Origin of the sequence: Neptunomonas qingdaonensis, assembly GCF_900113275.1 — a bacterium.
Classification (GTDB): Bacteria; Pseudomonadota; Gammaproteobacteria; order Pseudomonadales; family Balneatricaceae; genus Neptunomonas; species Neptunomonas qingdaonensis.
In genome coordinates, this window is the sequence record NZ_FOOU01000010.1 from 1 (window position 1) to 13,472 (window position 13,472).

The window sequence follows — 13,472 nt, forward strand, 5'->3', positions numbered from 1 at the left end:
GCCAAAGCATTGGATTACAGCCTTAAACGCTGGAAAGCGCTAACGCGCTATCTGGAGGATGGTGCGGTGCCCATCGACAACAACTGGGTGGAAAACCAGATACGCCCGTGGGCGCTGGGTCGCTCGAACTGGCTGTTCGCGGGTTCACTGAGAAGTGGTCAACGTGCGGCAGCGGTAATGACACTGATCCAGTCGGCCAAACTGAATGGGCACGATCCGTATGCCTACCTGAAAGATGTGTTGACGAGACTGCCAACGCAGAAGAACAATGTCATTGGTGAATTGCTACCGCACAACTGGACGTCGGCGGTTATTAGCAAGGTGTGATAACCGGCCGCTTACTCTGTTGGCTGCTGTTAGGTATGTTGAACTAAATCCTGTTAAGGCTCGACTGTGTCAGACGCCTGAAGATTGGGTGTGGTCAAGCACGCAAGCCCATTTGAGGGGTGAAGATGATGCGCTTGTTTCGGTCAATCCGATGTTGGATAGAGTCAGTGATTGGCGAGAGTACCTTGGGGCTGATGAAAATATCGATATGCAACAACGTATCCGCGAGTACACGCGTACGGGCAGGCCTGGGGGAACAGATGATTTTTTGAATAAGCTTGAGCGACAGACAAAGCGTATTTTGCATAAAGGAAAACCAGGGCCTAAAAGTAGGGGAGTTAAGTAAACTGTCCCCGGAATAGTAAAAACCAGGGCCTAAAAGTAGGCTAATTAAGTAAACTGTCCCCGAAATAGCGAATTAAGTAAACTGTCCCCGAAATAGAAGTTTTGTTGCACTGCGGTAGTTAAATGTCTTCTCTGGCTTTATAATACGCCACTCTTTTACTGACTGCGTTTATCGAATGAGGTATCCCCATGCTTAATGGCTTTTTGGCACTGCTGCTCTGTCAGTTGTTGGGTGAGTTGTTGGTGTTGGTGACTGGTATGCCTGTACCGGGGCCGGTTGTGGGTATGGTCTTGTTGTTGCTGGCGCTGATTGTTTTTAAAAGAACACCTGATTCTGTGCGGCTTGTTTCTGAAGGTTTGTTACGACATCTGGCTTTGTTGTATGTACCTGCCGGTGTTGGTTTGATGGTGCATCTGGAGATGATCTCCCAATACTGGCTGGCTATTTTGGTTGCTCTGTTCGTCAGTACCTTGATCACTATGTTAGTGACCGTGCTGGTGTTTCGCTTGGTGGGTAAATTAAATAACTCTGCCGGGGAGCCATAGCCATGGAGTTTTGGGTATATTTTGCAGCTAAGCCATTATTCTGGCTGATCGTCACGCTGGCGGTTTTTATGTTTGCCACTGCGTTGAATAAGCGCTCCGGTGGTACGCCGCTGTTGCATCCGGTGTTGGTAGCCATGGCTATTATTATTACTTTTTTGCTGTTGACCAAAACCAGTTATGAAACCTATTTTGAAGGTGCTCAGTTCATTCACTTTTTGCTGGGGCCGGCTACGGTTGCTCTGGCGGTTCCTTTGTTTGATCACTTTGAGCGCATTAAGACTATGTGGTTGGTTCTGCTAGTGGCGTGTGTCACCGGTGCTGTGAGCGCCATTGTTTCGGTGCTGCTGGTGGGTTTGCTGTTTGATCTACCGACAGGGGTGTTGTTGTCATTAGCGCCAAAGTCGGTCACGTCGCCTATTGCTATTGGTATTGTTGAGAAGATAGGTGGTTTTCCTTCGCTGGCGGCCGGCCTTGTCTTGATTACCGGGGCGATGGGTTGCTTGTTATCGCCGCTGATATTTAAGCTGCTTGGTGTTAAAGATGATGCCGTTAAAGGTTTTTCGCTGGGCTTGTCTGCACATGGTTTTGGCACGGCGTATGCGTTTGAAGTGAGTGCGGTGGCGGGGGCTTTTGCCGGGTTGGCTATGGGTATGACGGGGCTGTTAACGGCCTTTTTGTTGCCGGTGGTTATCTCGTTGATGGGGCTTATTTAGCCTATTGTTGAATTTTCAGAATGGGAGCGGCTGGGTAGAGTGCGCTCCTGTGTTTTGTGCCTACTGATTTAGGATGATGTTGGAAAATGAATCCACTAGACCGTTATAAAAAAGATTTGCTGCGTGATGATTTTTCTTATGATCCGGCACAAGAGAATGCTATCGGCCATCTGCAGCGCTTATATGATGATCTGGTTGCGGCTGAAAAGGTTCAGCCTCAGACATTGATGCAGCGTTTAAGTGGGAAGTTCAAAAAGCAGGAAGTAACACCGGTTAAAGGCCTTTATTTCTGGGGTGGTGTGGGTCGTGGTAAGACCTATATGATGGATATTTTTTATGAGACCTTGCCTTTTACGCGTAAAAGACGGACGCATTTTCATCGCTTTATGCAGGGTGTGCATGCTGATCTGCGTTTGTTGGACGGTACGAAAAACCCGTTGACGGAAATTGCCAGAAAGTATGCAAGTGAAACCCGTATTATCTGTTTTGATGAGTTTTTTGTTTCTGATATCACCGACGCGATGATTCTCGGCAGCTTGTTCGAGCAGATGTTTGCAAATGGTGTGACGCTGGTGGCAACGTCTAATATTGTGCCTGATGGTTTATACAAAGACGGTTTGCAGAGGGCGCGCTTTTTGCCCGCTATAGAATTACTGAACCGGCATACTGAAGTAGTCAATGTTGATGGCGGGATCGATTATCGCTTGCGCGCGTTGGAACAGGCTGAGTTGTATTATCACCCGTTGGGTGAGGAGGCTGATAAAAGCCTGAATACCAGCTTTGAGAGTCTGGTGCCTGATATAGAGGAAGTGGTTGAGAGTGAGATGGTCGATATTAACGGCCGTGGTATACCGTCTTTGCGTACCTGTGAAGATGTTGTCTGGTTTGACTTTAAAGCCTTATGTGAAGGGCCCCGGTCGCAGAATGATTATATTGAAGTGGCAAAAATCTACCATGCTGTACTGATTTCTAATGTGCCGCAGCTGGGCACGAAGAATGATGATGCAGCCCGCCGCTTTATTAATATGGTGGATGAATTCTATGATTGTGGTGTGAAGTTGATAGTTTCTGCGGCTGTGCCTATCCATGAGATCTATACGGGTGGCAGGTTGTCTTTTGAGATTGAGCGCACGCAAAGTCGCTTGCTTGAGATGCAGTCTCACGACTATTTGGCTAAAGCGCATAAGGCGTAAGATTATTCTTCATTTATCCTGAAAATAGTGTGCTGCGGCACTCGCATTGAAGGGCGTTTTTGACTATAATTCGCGCTCTTCATTTCAGGATGAAGTCTCGTACGTTGTTTTTTGCTGTTTTACAGCTCAAAACAACCAATAATTATAAGGTAAGTCGGGCGCATGTTGTTTTTAAAGCGGCAGTGTTTCCAGACTTAATTTAACTATAGGCGAACAATCGATGACTACTTTTGTTGCTAAGCCAGCTGAAGTAAAACGCGACTGGTATGTAATTGACGCAGAAGGCAAAACTCTTGGTCGTATGGCTACTGAAATTGCCCGACGTCTGCGCGGTAAGCATAAAGCAGAATATACCCCTCACGTTGATACTGGCGATTACATTGTTGTAGTAAACGCAGAAAAAGTACATGTGTCTGGTAACAAGCGTAAAGCTAAAATGTACTACCATCACACCCTTTTTCCAGGTGGTCTGAAACAGGCTAACTTTGAAACAATGATCGCTAACAAGCCAGAGAAAGTAATTGAGTTGGCTGTTAAAGGTATGCTACCTAAAGGTCCTTTGGGTCGTGCTATGTACACTAAATTGAAAGTGTATGCAGGTACCGAACATCCACACCAGGCTCAGCAGCCTCAAGAACTGAAACTCTAAGGGGAAGTAGATAATGTCAGCTACTCAGTATTACGGTACAGGTCGTCGCAAAACTTCTACAGCCCGAGTTTTCTTGCGTCCTGGTACAGGCACCATTTCTATTAACGATCGTACTATCGAAGTTTACTTCGGTCGCGAAACTGCACGTATGATCGTTCGTCAGCCATTAGAGCTGACTGAAACTCTGGAAAAATTTGACGTTTTCGTTACTGTTAAAGGCGGTGGTAATTTCGGTCAGGCGGGCGCTATCCGTCACGGTATTACTCGTGCTTTGATGGAATACGACGAAACTATGCGTCCTGCACTGCGTAAAGCTGGTTTTGTTACCCGTGACGCACGTGAAGTTGAACGTAAGAAAGTTGGTCTGCGTAAAGCACGTAAGAAACCACAATTCTCTAAACGTTAATTGTTTGCCGGTCATCCGGCATGCAATTTGGAAAACGCTCGCGGCTCTTATGCCCCGGGCGTTTTTTTTTATCTGCTATCAGGTCCCTGTATCAGGTCAATACTTAGTCTTATAGATACCTCAGAAGGGATATTTCACCTTGTAAGATAGGGGTATTTTCTTTACTATTTGGGCCATTTTACAGAACCTGATTTCGTGAATTTTTTATACTGAACGGTTGGTGATTATTTGTACAAGCAAATAGCCTGGCCGAGCAAGGGGGATATACTTGATGAGCAATGACGGCGTGAATAAGGGTCGGCGTCGGCTTCTAATAGGTGCCACTTCTGCCGTTGGGGCAGTGGGTGCTGTAGGAGCTGCTGTCCCGTTCGTGGCTTCCTGGAATCCAAGTGCCAAGGCGAAAGCTGCCGGTGCACCAGCTAAAGCTGATATCAGCAAGCTGGAACCAGGGCAGCAAATGATAGTTGAGTGGCGTGGAAAGCCAGTCTGGGTTGTCAAACGTGGTGAAGAAGCGTTAGCCAACCTGAATAGCATTGATCCGGGCAACATGTCGGATCCAAATTCGGAAGTGCCTCAGCAGCCTGATTATATTCCTAAGGATGCGGGTCGTGCTATCCGCTCTGATGTATCAGTATTAGTCGGTATATGTACCCATTTAGGGTGCTCTCCTAGCTATAAGCCTGAGGTTGGACCACAAGATTTTGATGCTAATTGGGTAGGTGGTTTTTATTGTCCGTGTCACGGCTCTCGTTTTGATTTATCAGGCCGTGTCTATAAAGGCTCACCGGCTCCGACGAATTTAGTGATACCGCCTCATAAATATGACGGCGATGATATCCTCATTATTGGTATCGATCAGGAGAGCGCATAATGGCTGGTTACCGTAATAAAGGAAAAGGCGGTTTTATGGGATGGGTCGATGACCGTTTCCCTGCGACTGCTATGTGGGAAGACCACTTATCAAAATACTATGCACCAAAAAACTTTAACTTTTGGTACTTTTTCGGCTCGTTAGCGATGCTGATGTTGGTTAATCAGATCATTACCGGTATCTGGCTGACAATGAGCTATAACCCTTCTGCGGAAGGTGCGTTTGCTTCAGTTGAGTACATCATGCGGGATATTGATTACGGTTGGCTGTTGCGTTACCTGCATTCAACCGGTGCTTCTGCATTTTTCTGTGTGGTCTATCTGCATATGTTCCGCGGCATGATGTACGGTTCTTACCGTAAGCCACGTGAATTGATCTGGTTGTTCGGTATGGCTATCTATCTGGCGCTGATGGCAGAAGCTTTCATGGGTTACTTGCTACCATGGGGTCAGATGTCTTATTGGGGTGCTGCGGTAATTGTATCTTTGTTCCAGGCTGTTCCTTTTGTGGGGCCTGAACTGGCTGAATGGATTCGTGGTGACTATCTGATTTCAGGTGTTACGTTGAATCGTTTCTTCTCGTTGCATGTTATTGCATTACCTATCGTATTGCTGGCTTTGGTTGTGTTGCACATCATTGCGTTGCATGAAGTGGGTTCTAACAACCCAGACGGTATCGAAATTAAAGAAAACAAAGATGAAAACGGTGTGCCGAAAGATGGAATTCCATTCCACCCTTACTACACAGTGAAAGACATTGTGGGTGTTGTTGTCTTCCTGTTTGTCTTTTGTATTATTGTATTCTTCTTCCCTGAAGGTGGTGGTTACTTAATTGAAGCGCCCAACTTTGAGCCGGCTAACCCGCTGAAAACGCCGCCGCATATTGCGCCTGTCTGGTACTTCACGCCGTTCTACGCCATGTTGCGTGCGATTCCGCCAATTGCTGCGTCGCAGTTCCCTGGTGTCGTAGTAATGGGTGGTGCGATTGCTATTCTGTTCGTTCTTCCTTGGTTGGATCGTAGCCCGGTTAAATCTATGCGCTACAAAGGCTGGATGAGCAAAGTGGCACTGGCCGTCTTCGCGATTAGCTTTGTGATTCTGGGTTACCTGGGTGTCGTTGCATCGACTCCTGGACGTACGTTGGTAGCTCAGATCTGTACTGCACTTTATTTTGCTTTCTTCTTCTTAATGCCGTTCTACACCAAGATGGAGAAAACCAAACCAGTACCAGAGAGGGTTACAGGATAATGAAAAAGTATTTGGTTGCATTCGTTATTGCGCTGTTTCCATTGGCAAGTTTTGCTGCTGGTGAAGGCCCAAAACTGGATCACATGGCTGTGGATCTGCATAACCAGGCTTCATTGCAGCGAGGTATGCAGGTATTCGTTAACAATTGTCTGGGTTGTCACTCGGCGCAATATCAGCGTTATCAGCGTGCCGCCGAAGATTTGGGTATGCCGATTAATCTGGTTGAAGAGAACCTGCTTTTGGGTGACCAGAAAGTAGGTGAGCAGATGACAAACGCCATGTTCAAGGAAGACGGTGCGAGCTGGTTTGGTACTCCGCCACCTGATTTGACATTGGAAGCGCGTTTGCGTGGGCCTGACTGGATTTACACTTATCTGCGTAGTTTCTACAAAGATGAGTCGCGTCCATGGGGTGTGAACAACACGGTTTTCCCTGATGTGGGTATGCCTAACGTGCTGGAGTATTTGCAGGGTGAGCAGGTAAATCACTGTACACCTGAAGAAGCACTGCATCATGAAGTTAAGATTGATCCGCTGACCGGTAAAGCGATGGGTGGTTGTATGACTATCGCTCAGGCAGGACAGCAGACAACAGCCGAGTTTGATAAAACTATTTATGACCTGGTTAACTTTATGGCCTATATCGGTGAGCCGTCTAAATTGGACTCTCATCGTATCGGTACAAACGTGTTGATCTTCCTGTTCTTGTTCTTCTTCGTTGCTTATGCACTGAAAAAAGAATATTGGAAAGATGTTCACTGATTTGACAGTGTAATTCTGTTAGAATCGTCTTTTGCGCGGCCTGTGTCTCAGGCCGCGCTTCTTTATTTTCTACAGTAAGTAATATGGGGATATATTGATGGGAGTTGTGGCTAAACGTTCTTCCATGACCTTTTACTCTGATGGCGCTGATCATTACAGCCATCGCGTCCGCATTGTATTAGCGGAGAAAGGGGTAGCGGTTGACGTGATTGATTGTCATGTCGAGGATCTTCCTGAAGATCTGGCAGGTTTGAATCCTTACAATAGCTTGCCTACTCTCCTGGATAGAGAACTGGTTCTTTATGAGCCAAACGTAATGATGGAATATCTGGATGAGCGTTTTCCTCATCCGCCGTTGTTGCCTGTCTATCCTGTTGCGCGCGCAGAAAGTCGTTTGTATATGCACCGAATCCAGAAAGATTGGTGTAAGCATGTGGATGTTTTGGTCTCTGCGAAATCAACAGATGATGAAGTTGAAACAGCACGTAAAGAGTTACGTGATAGCTTGGTCGCTATTTCGCCAATCTTTGCTGAAAAGCCATACTTCATGAGTGAAGAGTTCACGCTGGTTGATTGTTGTCTTGCTCCATTACTATGGCGTTTGCCATATTTGGGTATTGATCTCCCGGAAGCGCAGTGCAAATCGCTTTATGAATATATGGGGCGTCTGTTTGAGCGTGAGTCTTTCCGTGAAAGTTTGTCGGAAGCAGAGCGCGAAATGCGCGACTAGTATTAGATCCGATGGATAATTTTACTCAGAAAGGGATGATGATATCATCCCTTTTTTATGCTTTACGTTGATGGTTGGAGTGTTTATGAAACCTAGTCGTCCCTACCTGATAAAAGCCTTACAGGAATGGTTGCTTGACAATGATTGTACTCCACACATGGCGGTGGATGTTGCTGTAAAGGGCGTCATGGTGCCTGAGCAGTTTATTTCTGATGGTCAGATTGTGTTGAATATCAGCCCTTCGGCGATTCAGAATTTTGTGTTAGATGATGAGGCTATTAGCTTTAGTGCGCGTTTTGGCGGTGTGCCGATGAATATTTATGTGCCGATGGCCGCCGTGCTGGCAGTGTATGCGCGTGAGCATGGAGCAGGTATGGGGTTTGGCATGGAGCCGGGGGCTGAATATTACGCGCTTGAGCACGAAGAGCCGGAAAATCCGGAACCGCCCAAACCTGGATCTGGGCGGCCGTCGTTAAAGGTCGTTAAATAAAATAGCTTTGTTAAGCTGAGCTGGTCAATAAGAGTTTAGCGGTAAGGTATGTACTCAAAAACCTTCACGATACGCTGTACACCAGGGATGGTTCTTATGATGTTAACAGCGCTGTTTGCTTCTTTTTCTGTGACTAATCCCATCAAATAAGTTGAGCTGTTTTCTGTCACGACTTTGATGCGGGTTCCATCGATCGTTTTATCGGCGATCAATTGTAATTTTATACGGCTGGTTAAGTAGGCGTCATTCGCGCGCACTATGCTGGATGTCGGGCCGGAAATTTCTAATTCATTATGGATTTTGCGAACTTTTCTGGTCTGCATCGCTATCTGTTCTGCTTCCTGTTTGGCTGATTCGTTCGGAACCTGGCCTGTGAGTAACAAAATGCCGTTGTAGCTGGTAGCGCTGATATGGGAGTCTTTGACGACAGCAGATCCTTTGTTGATATTGACCAGGGTTTTATTTTCAATGACTTCATCTTCTATGTAGGCGCCAAGCGTCCGGCTGCCTTGGTCGTCGCGGATAGGTTCTTCGCGGGTGGCACTAATCAGGTTAGAGCAGCCTGATAGCGTACCCAGAATACAAACCGTTGTAATACATTTCAGCAAAGTGTTGTTCATAGCATCAGGCTCCAAATAGTTGGTATTCGATTAAATCACATAAACAATGCAGCACCAGTAAGTGTGCACTGTAAATCATTGCATTGTCATCAGAAGGAACGCATATTTCGACTTCGTGTGGCCTTAAAAGTGCAGAAATATTGCTGCTATCATGACCAGTTATTGCGACAACGACCATGTCACGGTCGTGGGCGGCCTGTATGGCTTGTACCAGGCTGTTTGAGCGGCCTTGGTTAGAGATAACCAGCAGGACATCGCCTGGTTGTCCTATGGCCCGAATCTGTTTTGAGTAGACCTCACTAAAGCTGCTTTCTTCTGCTATGCCGGTAAGTACTGCGCTGTCGGCCCCGACGGTGATGGCGGGTAACCCGGGGCGCTCATTCCTGAAGCGACTCAGCAATAGTGCCGAGAAGTGCTGTGCCAGTGCAGATGAGCCGCCATTACCGACGCAGACAATTTTTAACTCATTGGCAAGGCTGGCGAGCATAAGTTCGCTGGCATGCGCAATCATGGGTGTATATTGCTCAATGGTATGCGCATTGGTGTCCATCGAATTGTGGAAAAGATTGACAATTCGCTCTTCAAGTTCCATGTATTGGTTCCGGTCTTAAAGTCTGAAGGCGTCTTTATACCACATTGGTTTGTTTTCTTCAGAGGGAGTTTCATAAGCAATGACATCAAATCGACAGTTATGTTGCTGAAATTGGCTATGTGTCATTAAAAAGTGCTGCGCTGTGCGAATGATCTTGTGTTGTTTGTTGGCTGTTACTGAGTTGGCTGCACCGCCAAAGCGTTTGTCGGCGCGGTATCTGACTTCTACAAAAACCAGAGTGGCGCCATCCAGTAGTATCAGGTCAATTTCGCCCAGTTTGCACAAATAGTTTCTGCTGACGGGTTTCAGGCCGTGCTTAATTAGCCAGTGCCATGCTTTTTGTTCGGCATCCTTGCCGCGTGTTTGTTTGTCCATGATTTGTCTCTGTTAAATCGCTTCTCTGTTCAGCTCTCTATTCGACTCTCTATTTAGTTCTCTATTCTGTGCTGTATTGAGTGCTTGGTTCATCTGCGTATTCAGTTCTCTCTTCGCTGCTCTCTTCGGGTCTATATTCGCTTCTGTATTCGAAAGTCTGCTCACTTGTCAGTTCAATCGTTTTTGGCATGCCGTTCTCGAAGATAGCCCACTGTAAGTGGCGGTTTATCTTGTTATCCTCGGTCAGTGCCAGTTGTCCTGTTTCGCCTTTGAGGCGGGTCCCTTGCGTTGCTTTGAGTTGTTGTAAGTACGGGTAGAGGTTATAGGCGTCTATGCCAAGGGCATACAGCCTGCCAAAGCGGGTGTCGGTGTTGTCGCGAATAGCATCGAGTGCGCGTCTGTTGTCAGAGGGGGCGGATAACACCCAGGGTATATCTCCAAACATGACGCCATTCAGGTCAATGTCTGCTCTGGCATTGGGCGCGCCTGAATAAACCTGCGACGTAGCGTAAACAGGTAAATCTCCGGCAAAATAGAAGGCCAGTATCGGTTTTATCAGACGGGCATCTTGCGGCCGGGCTGAGAGCAGAATGACGTCTGCATCCTGCCTGCGTCGCTCTTCGAACTCAAAATTTAAGCCGGTCGCGCGTCTCAGGCTTTTAGCTCTTTCTTTACTTTCGTCCGTCTTGAGAGCCTGGGCAATATCCTGATTGAGGGCGTCCGCAGTAAATGATGTGCGCGCAACAACCGTACCGCCGAGTGACTCAAAGGTGTCGGCAAACGCCTGATCTGCTCTGTTACCCCAGTCGGTATCCGGTGTCAGAATCAGTGCAAAGCGTTTGCCTGCATTAATGGCTTGGGTCGCCGCATCGCGTGCTTCATCTTCTGCAGAAAGGCCAAACTGGTAAAGATTGGCGGCGCTTTCGTCTGTGTAGTTGAGCGCTAAAAATGGAATCGGCAGTGGGCCGTATTCTGCGAGTGATTTGACCATGCTTTTATCCAGAGGGCCGATCACCAGTTCAAGATTTCTTTGTTGTGCTGCCAGAATGATTTCATCCGCAGTGACGTACTGGGTGCTATCCATGAAAAACAACTCGGGAGCCATGCCGCGCTCCTGGCTGGCGTAGTGCGCGGTAGTAATGCCATCCTGGATTGCCTTGCCTGCGGATGACAGTGAGCCGGATGTAGGTAGAAGGACACCAATTCGGGCGACATTAATCAGCACAATATCTTGTGGTGCTGTGAGGTTTTCTGGCATCAGTTGTGCTGCCGGATGAGCTTCCCACAGGTTTAGCCAGTTTTCGATGTTGTTCGTCTGCGCAGTGACATCGGCAATTGTGCGTGCGGCTTGTGCCAGTTCGAGCCAGCCTTGCAGTACGTAGCTGTTATTCGGTTGCTGCAGGGCTATGTAGAGGTTTTCATCGCGGCTTGACTGGAGTGCTTGCCAGATACGGTCATGCAAACGTTGTAGTTCGGTCGGATCCTGAATGTAGTCGGTGCTCTCGATCAGAATTTTTGCTTCTTCCAATGATTGCCCGCTGAGGTTGTATGCATCGGCAAAGAGGCGTTCTGATAGTAATACATCATCTTCGGCCAGGGTGCTGAGTGATGGCATGTAGGCAAGATAGCTGAGTGCTTGCTCAGCATCGTTGTTGTCCAGTGCCTGCTGGGTTTGCAGTCTGATGACAGCGAATTGCAAACCGGGAGGTAATATGGACGTATCAATATCGCTGAGGATTTGTGTCGCGCGCTCTGTATCACCCTGTGCTATGAGTAATTGCGCGGCCTGCAACCTGAGTTCGGCTGCACGTATAGGCATTGACTGACCTGCCTGGGCCAGCAATGACTCGATATCTGCTTCCTGATAAGCCGTCGTTGACTGGCTATCTCTCACAGTTAGCGGTGACGTCGGTGGCATTGCGCAGCCAGCAATAAGGCTGGTTAAGGCAACAGTTAGAGACAGGCGTTTCAAAATCATCATATACTTATCACCCTGATGATGGATGGAAAAATTATGTCTGACGCGGTTTTTTATGTTGTAGCCACGCCTATCGGCAATCTTGGAGATTTGACACCCCGTGCGGTGGACGTTTTACAGTCCGTCGCCTTGATCGCAGCTGAAGATACACGACACAGTGGCCGTTTAATGGCGCACTTTAACATTAAAACACCGATGATTTCAGTGCATGATCATAATGAGCGCCAACGACTGCAGACAATACTGGATAAATTGGCTGCTGGCGACAGTATTGCGCTGATTTCTGATGCTGGTACGCCTTTAATATCAGATCCTGGCTTTATCGTTGTGCGCGGTGTGCGCGAAGCCGGTTATAAAGTAGTGCCTGTGCCAGGTTGTTGTGCTGTCATTACCGCGATGTGTGCCTCCGGTCTGCCCACTGACCGTTTTATGTTTGAGGGTTTTTTGCCGGCTAAGCGTTCGGGACGTCAGCAGAAGCTCTCTGAAATTCTTGCTGAAACCCGCACCGTCATTTATTACGAATCGACACATCGGATTCTTGATTCTTTGCAGGATATGATCGAGGTGTTGGGTGCCGATCGTTATGTGGTGTTGGCGCGTGAGCTCACCAAAACGTTTGAAACGATCCATGGTGATAAGGTGGAGGCTTTGCTGGAATGGGTGAAGCAGGATGCGAATCAGCAAAAAGGTGAATTTGTTGTATTGATTCAGGGTGTTGAAGTGCAAGAGGAAGAGGGCCTTTCCGTTGAGACGCTTAAAGTCCTGGGTATTTTGTTAGAAGAGCTTCCTGTGAAGCAGGCTGCTGCATTGGCGGCAAAAATCACCGGTGAAAAGAAGAATGCACTCTATCAGGAGGCTTTGTCGCGTAAGTAGTTGCTTCTCGTCTGATTGTTGGTATCCTTGCGCCCAAGAGTTCGCCGGACAGTCGCTGTCTTGCTTGTTTGCACTTGTTGTAAGCCAGTGAGAGGGAGGAAAGTCCGGGCTCCAAAGGGTAGAGTGCCAGATAACGTCTGGGCGGTGTAAGCCGACGGAAAGTGCAGCAGAGAGCAGACCGCCTAAGTATCTTTAGATCTAGTATCTTCGGATAACGGTAAGGGTGAAAGGGTGCGGTAAGAGCGCACCGCGTGGGTGGCAACATTCCACGGCATGGTAAACCCCACTCGGAGCAAGACCAAATAGGGATCCATATAGGTGTGACCCGCACCGGATCCGGGTAGGTTGCTTGAGGCGTATAGTGATGTGCGTCCCAGATGAATGACTGTCTATTACAAAACCCGGCTTATAGGCGAACTCTTAATTTTTACCTTCTTTTTGTGATTTCTTTTTTAACAGCTGTTTTTCCAAATCTCTTCTTTTCAGTTTCTTTTTTTCAGATAAAGCTTCCTACGTAACAATATTCGTTGTTTGGTTTGTTCGCTAATAAATGATAGTCGGCTAGCGATGCTTAGTGAAGTACACCTTATGTCGCCTAGGTTACGAGGTGTTTTATATATAATATCTTTTACTTTTGATTATCTGAGGCTTAAACAAAATGAGTCTTTTCTGTATATCCTCTGCTCAAGTATGCGATACTTTTTAGATAGCTTGGCTTGCTTGGATGTATTAATGATTCGCGTTAATTTTCATGAC

Annotated in this window: 17 protein-coding genes and 1 other RNA gene; 14 read left to right on the plus strand and 4 right to left on the minus strand. The window is 47.3% G+C overall.

Going from position 1 to position 13,472, the window contains the following annotated elements:
* From BM099_RS13800 to BM099_RS13855, 12 genes are all read left to right on the plus strand, one after another.
* Positions 1-327: IS66 family transposase (locus tag BM099_RS13800; protein WP_143083782.1), on the plus strand; the 327-nt coding region annotated here is incomplete at its 5' end.
* A 112-nt stretch (positions 328-439) separates the two neighbouring features.
* Positions 440-673 (plus strand): hypothetical protein, encoded by a 234-nt coding sequence (locus BM099_RS20470; protein WP_177201185.1) that lies wholly within the window; start codon positions 440-442, stop codon positions 671-673.
* 188 nt (positions 674-861) lie between these two features.
* A complete protein-coding gene (locus BM099_RS13810) occupies positions 862-1,218 on the plus strand; it encodes a CidA/LrgA family protein (protein ID WP_090728718.1) in 357 nt (118 codons plus the stop codon).
* Between the two features lie 2 nt (positions 1,219-1,220).
* Positions 1,221-1,931, plus strand: coding sequence for an LrgB family protein (locus tag BM099_RS13815; protein WP_090728719.1), 711 nt, complete (start codon positions 1,221-1,223; stop codon positions 1,929-1,931).
* Between the two features lie 86 nt (positions 1,932-2,017).
* The gene (gene zapE / locus BM099_RS13820) at positions 2,018-3,124 is read left to right on the plus strand and encodes a cell division protein ZapE (protein WP_090728720.1); all 1,107 of its coding nucleotides are present in this window, start codon (positions 2,018-2,020) and stop codon (positions 3,122-3,124) included.
* 220 nt (positions 3,125-3,344) lie between these two features.
* Entirely contained in the window at positions 3,345-3,773 is a 429-nt protein-coding gene (gene rplM, locus BM099_RS13825; protein ID WP_090728721.1) for a 50S ribosomal protein L13, read from the plus strand.
* Positions 3,774-3,786: 13 nt separating this feature from the next.
* Complete coding sequence (rpsI, locus tag BM099_RS13830; RefSeq protein WP_090728722.1) at positions 3,787-4,179, plus strand: 30S ribosomal protein S9; 393 nt, start codon at positions 3,787-3,789, stop codon at positions 4,177-4,179.
* A 271-nt stretch (positions 4,180-4,450) separates the two neighbouring features.
* Entirely contained in the window at positions 4,451-5,050 is a 600-nt protein-coding gene (gene petA, locus BM099_RS13835) for a ubiquinol-cytochrome c reductase iron-sulfur subunit (RefSeq protein WP_090728723.1), read from the plus strand.
* Positions 5,050-6,297, plus strand: coding sequence for a cytochrome b (locus BM099_RS13840; RefSeq protein WP_090728724.1), 1,248 nt, complete (start codon positions 5,050-5,052; stop codon positions 6,295-6,297). The genes petA and BM099_RS13840 overlap by 1 nt, the downstream gene beginning before the upstream one ends.
* Positions 6,297-7,058, plus strand: coding sequence for a cytochrome c1 (locus BM099_RS13845; protein WP_090728725.1), 762 nt, complete (start codon positions 6,297-6,299; stop codon positions 7,056-7,058). The genes BM099_RS13840 and BM099_RS13845 overlap by 1 nt, the downstream gene beginning before the upstream one ends.
* A 97-nt stretch (positions 7,059-7,155) precedes the next feature.
* Entirely contained in the window at positions 7,156-7,788 is a 633-nt protein-coding gene (gene sspA, locus BM099_RS13850) for a stringent starvation protein SspA (protein WP_090728726.1), read from the plus strand.
* Positions 7,789-7,873: 85 nt separating this feature from the next.
* Positions 7,874-8,278: a ClpXP protease specificity-enhancing factor gene (locus BM099_RS13855; protein ID WP_090728727.1), complete on the plus strand. Its 405-nt coding sequence runs from the start codon at positions 7,874-7,876 to the stop codon at positions 8,276-8,278.
* Positions 8,279-8,313: 35 nt separating this feature from the next.
* Here the strand turns inward: BM099_RS13855 and BM099_RS13860 are convergent, their stop codons facing one another.
* From BM099_RS13860 to BM099_RS13875, 4 genes are all read right to left on the minus strand, one after another.
* Positions 8,314-8,898, minus strand: coding sequence for a BON domain-containing protein (locus BM099_RS13860; protein WP_090728728.1), 585 nt, complete (start codon positions 8,896-8,898; stop codon positions 8,314-8,316).
* A 4-nt stretch (positions 8,899-8,902) separates the two neighbouring features.
* Positions 8,903-9,490, minus strand: coding sequence for an SIS domain-containing protein (locus BM099_RS13865; RefSeq protein WP_090728729.1), 588 nt, complete (start codon positions 9,488-9,490; stop codon positions 8,903-8,905).
* Between the two features lie 15 nt (positions 9,491-9,505).
* On the minus strand, positions 9,506-9,865 hold the full coding sequence (locus tag BM099_RS13870) for a YraN family protein (RefSeq protein ID WP_090728730.1): 360 nt from the start codon (positions 9,863-9,865) through the stop codon (positions 9,506-9,508).
* Between the two features lie 61 nt (positions 9,866-9,926).
* Positions 9,927-11,846, minus strand: a complete 1,920-nt coding sequence (locus BM099_RS13875; protein WP_090728731.1) for a penicillin-binding protein activator — start codon at positions 11,844-11,846, stop codon at positions 9,927-9,929.
* 33 nt (positions 11,847-11,879) lie between these two features.
* Here BM099_RS13875 and rsmI point away from each other — a divergent pair, with 33 nt between their 5' ends.
* Positions 11,880-12,716, plus strand: coding sequence for a 16S rRNA (cytidine(1402)-2'-O)-methyltransferase (gene rsmI, locus BM099_RS13880; protein ID WP_090728859.1), 837 nt, complete (start codon positions 11,880-11,882; stop codon positions 12,714-12,716).
* A gap of 36 nt (positions 12,717-12,752) precedes the next feature.
* An RNA gene (gene rnpB, locus BM099_RS13885) (RNase P RNA component class A) lies at positions 12,753-13,141 on the plus strand.
* Positions 13,142-13,472: the final 331 nt, after the last annotated feature.

What these genes read in the sequence shown, in the direction of transcription:
- BM099_RS13860 (WP_090728728.1), bottom strand. Translation starts at nt 8,898, where the DNA reads ATGAACAACACTTTGCTGAAATGTATTACAACGGTTTGTATTCTGGGT.
- BM099_RS13810 (WP_090728718.1), top strand. Translation starts at nt 862, where the DNA reads ATGCTTAATGGCTTTTTGGCACTGCTGCTCTGTCAGTTGTTGGGTGAG.
- BM099_RS13855 (WP_090728727.1), top strand. Translation starts at nt 7,874, where the DNA reads ATGAAACCTAGTCGTCCCTACCTGATAAAAGCCTTACAGGAATGGTTG.
- BM099_RS13865 (WP_090728729.1), bottom strand. Translation starts at nt 9,490, where the DNA reads ATGGAACTTGAAGAGCGAATTGTCAATCTTTTCCACAATTCGATGGAC.
- BM099_RS13815 (WP_090728719.1), top strand. Translation starts at nt 1,221, where the DNA reads ATGGAGTTTTGGGTATATTTTGCAGCTAAGCCATTATTCTGGCTGATC.
- BM099_RS13870 (WP_090728730.1), bottom strand. Translation starts at nt 9,865, where the DNA reads ATGGACAAACAAACACGCGGCAAGGATGCCGAACAAAAAGCATGGCAC.
- rsmI (WP_090728859.1), top strand. Translation starts at nt 11,880, where the DNA reads ATGTCTGACGCGGTTTTTTATGTTGTAGCCACGCCTATCGGCAATCTT.
- sspA (WP_090728726.1), top strand. Translation starts at nt 7,156, where the DNA reads ATGGGAGTTGTGGCTAAACGTTCTTCCATGACCTTTTACTCTGATGGC.
- BM099_RS13845 (WP_090728725.1), top strand. Translation starts at nt 6,297, where the DNA reads ATGAAAAAGTATTTGGTTGCATTCGTTATTGCGCTGTTTCCATTGGCA.
- rplM (WP_090728721.1), top strand. Translation starts at nt 3,345, where the DNA reads ATGACTACTTTTGTTGCTAAGCCAGCTGAAGTAAAACGCGACTGGTAT.
- rpsI (WP_090728722.1), top strand. Translation starts at nt 3,787, where the DNA reads ATGTCAGCTACTCAGTATTACGGTACAGGTCGTCGCAAAACTTCTACA.
- BM099_RS13840 (WP_090728724.1), top strand. Translation starts at nt 5,050, where the DNA reads ATGGCTGGTTACCGTAATAAAGGAAAAGGCGGTTTTATGGGATGGGTC.
- petA (WP_090728723.1), top strand. Translation starts at nt 4,451, where the DNA reads ATGAGCAATGACGGCGTGAATAAGGGTCGGCGTCGGCTTCTAATAGGT.
- BM099_RS13875 (WP_090728731.1), bottom strand. Translation starts at nt 11,846, where the DNA reads ATGATGATTTTGAAACGCCTGTCTCTAACTGTTGCCTTAACCAGCCTT.
- zapE (WP_090728720.1), top strand. Translation starts at nt 2,018, where the DNA reads ATGAATCCACTAGACCGTTATAAAAAAGATTTGCTGCGTGATGATTTT.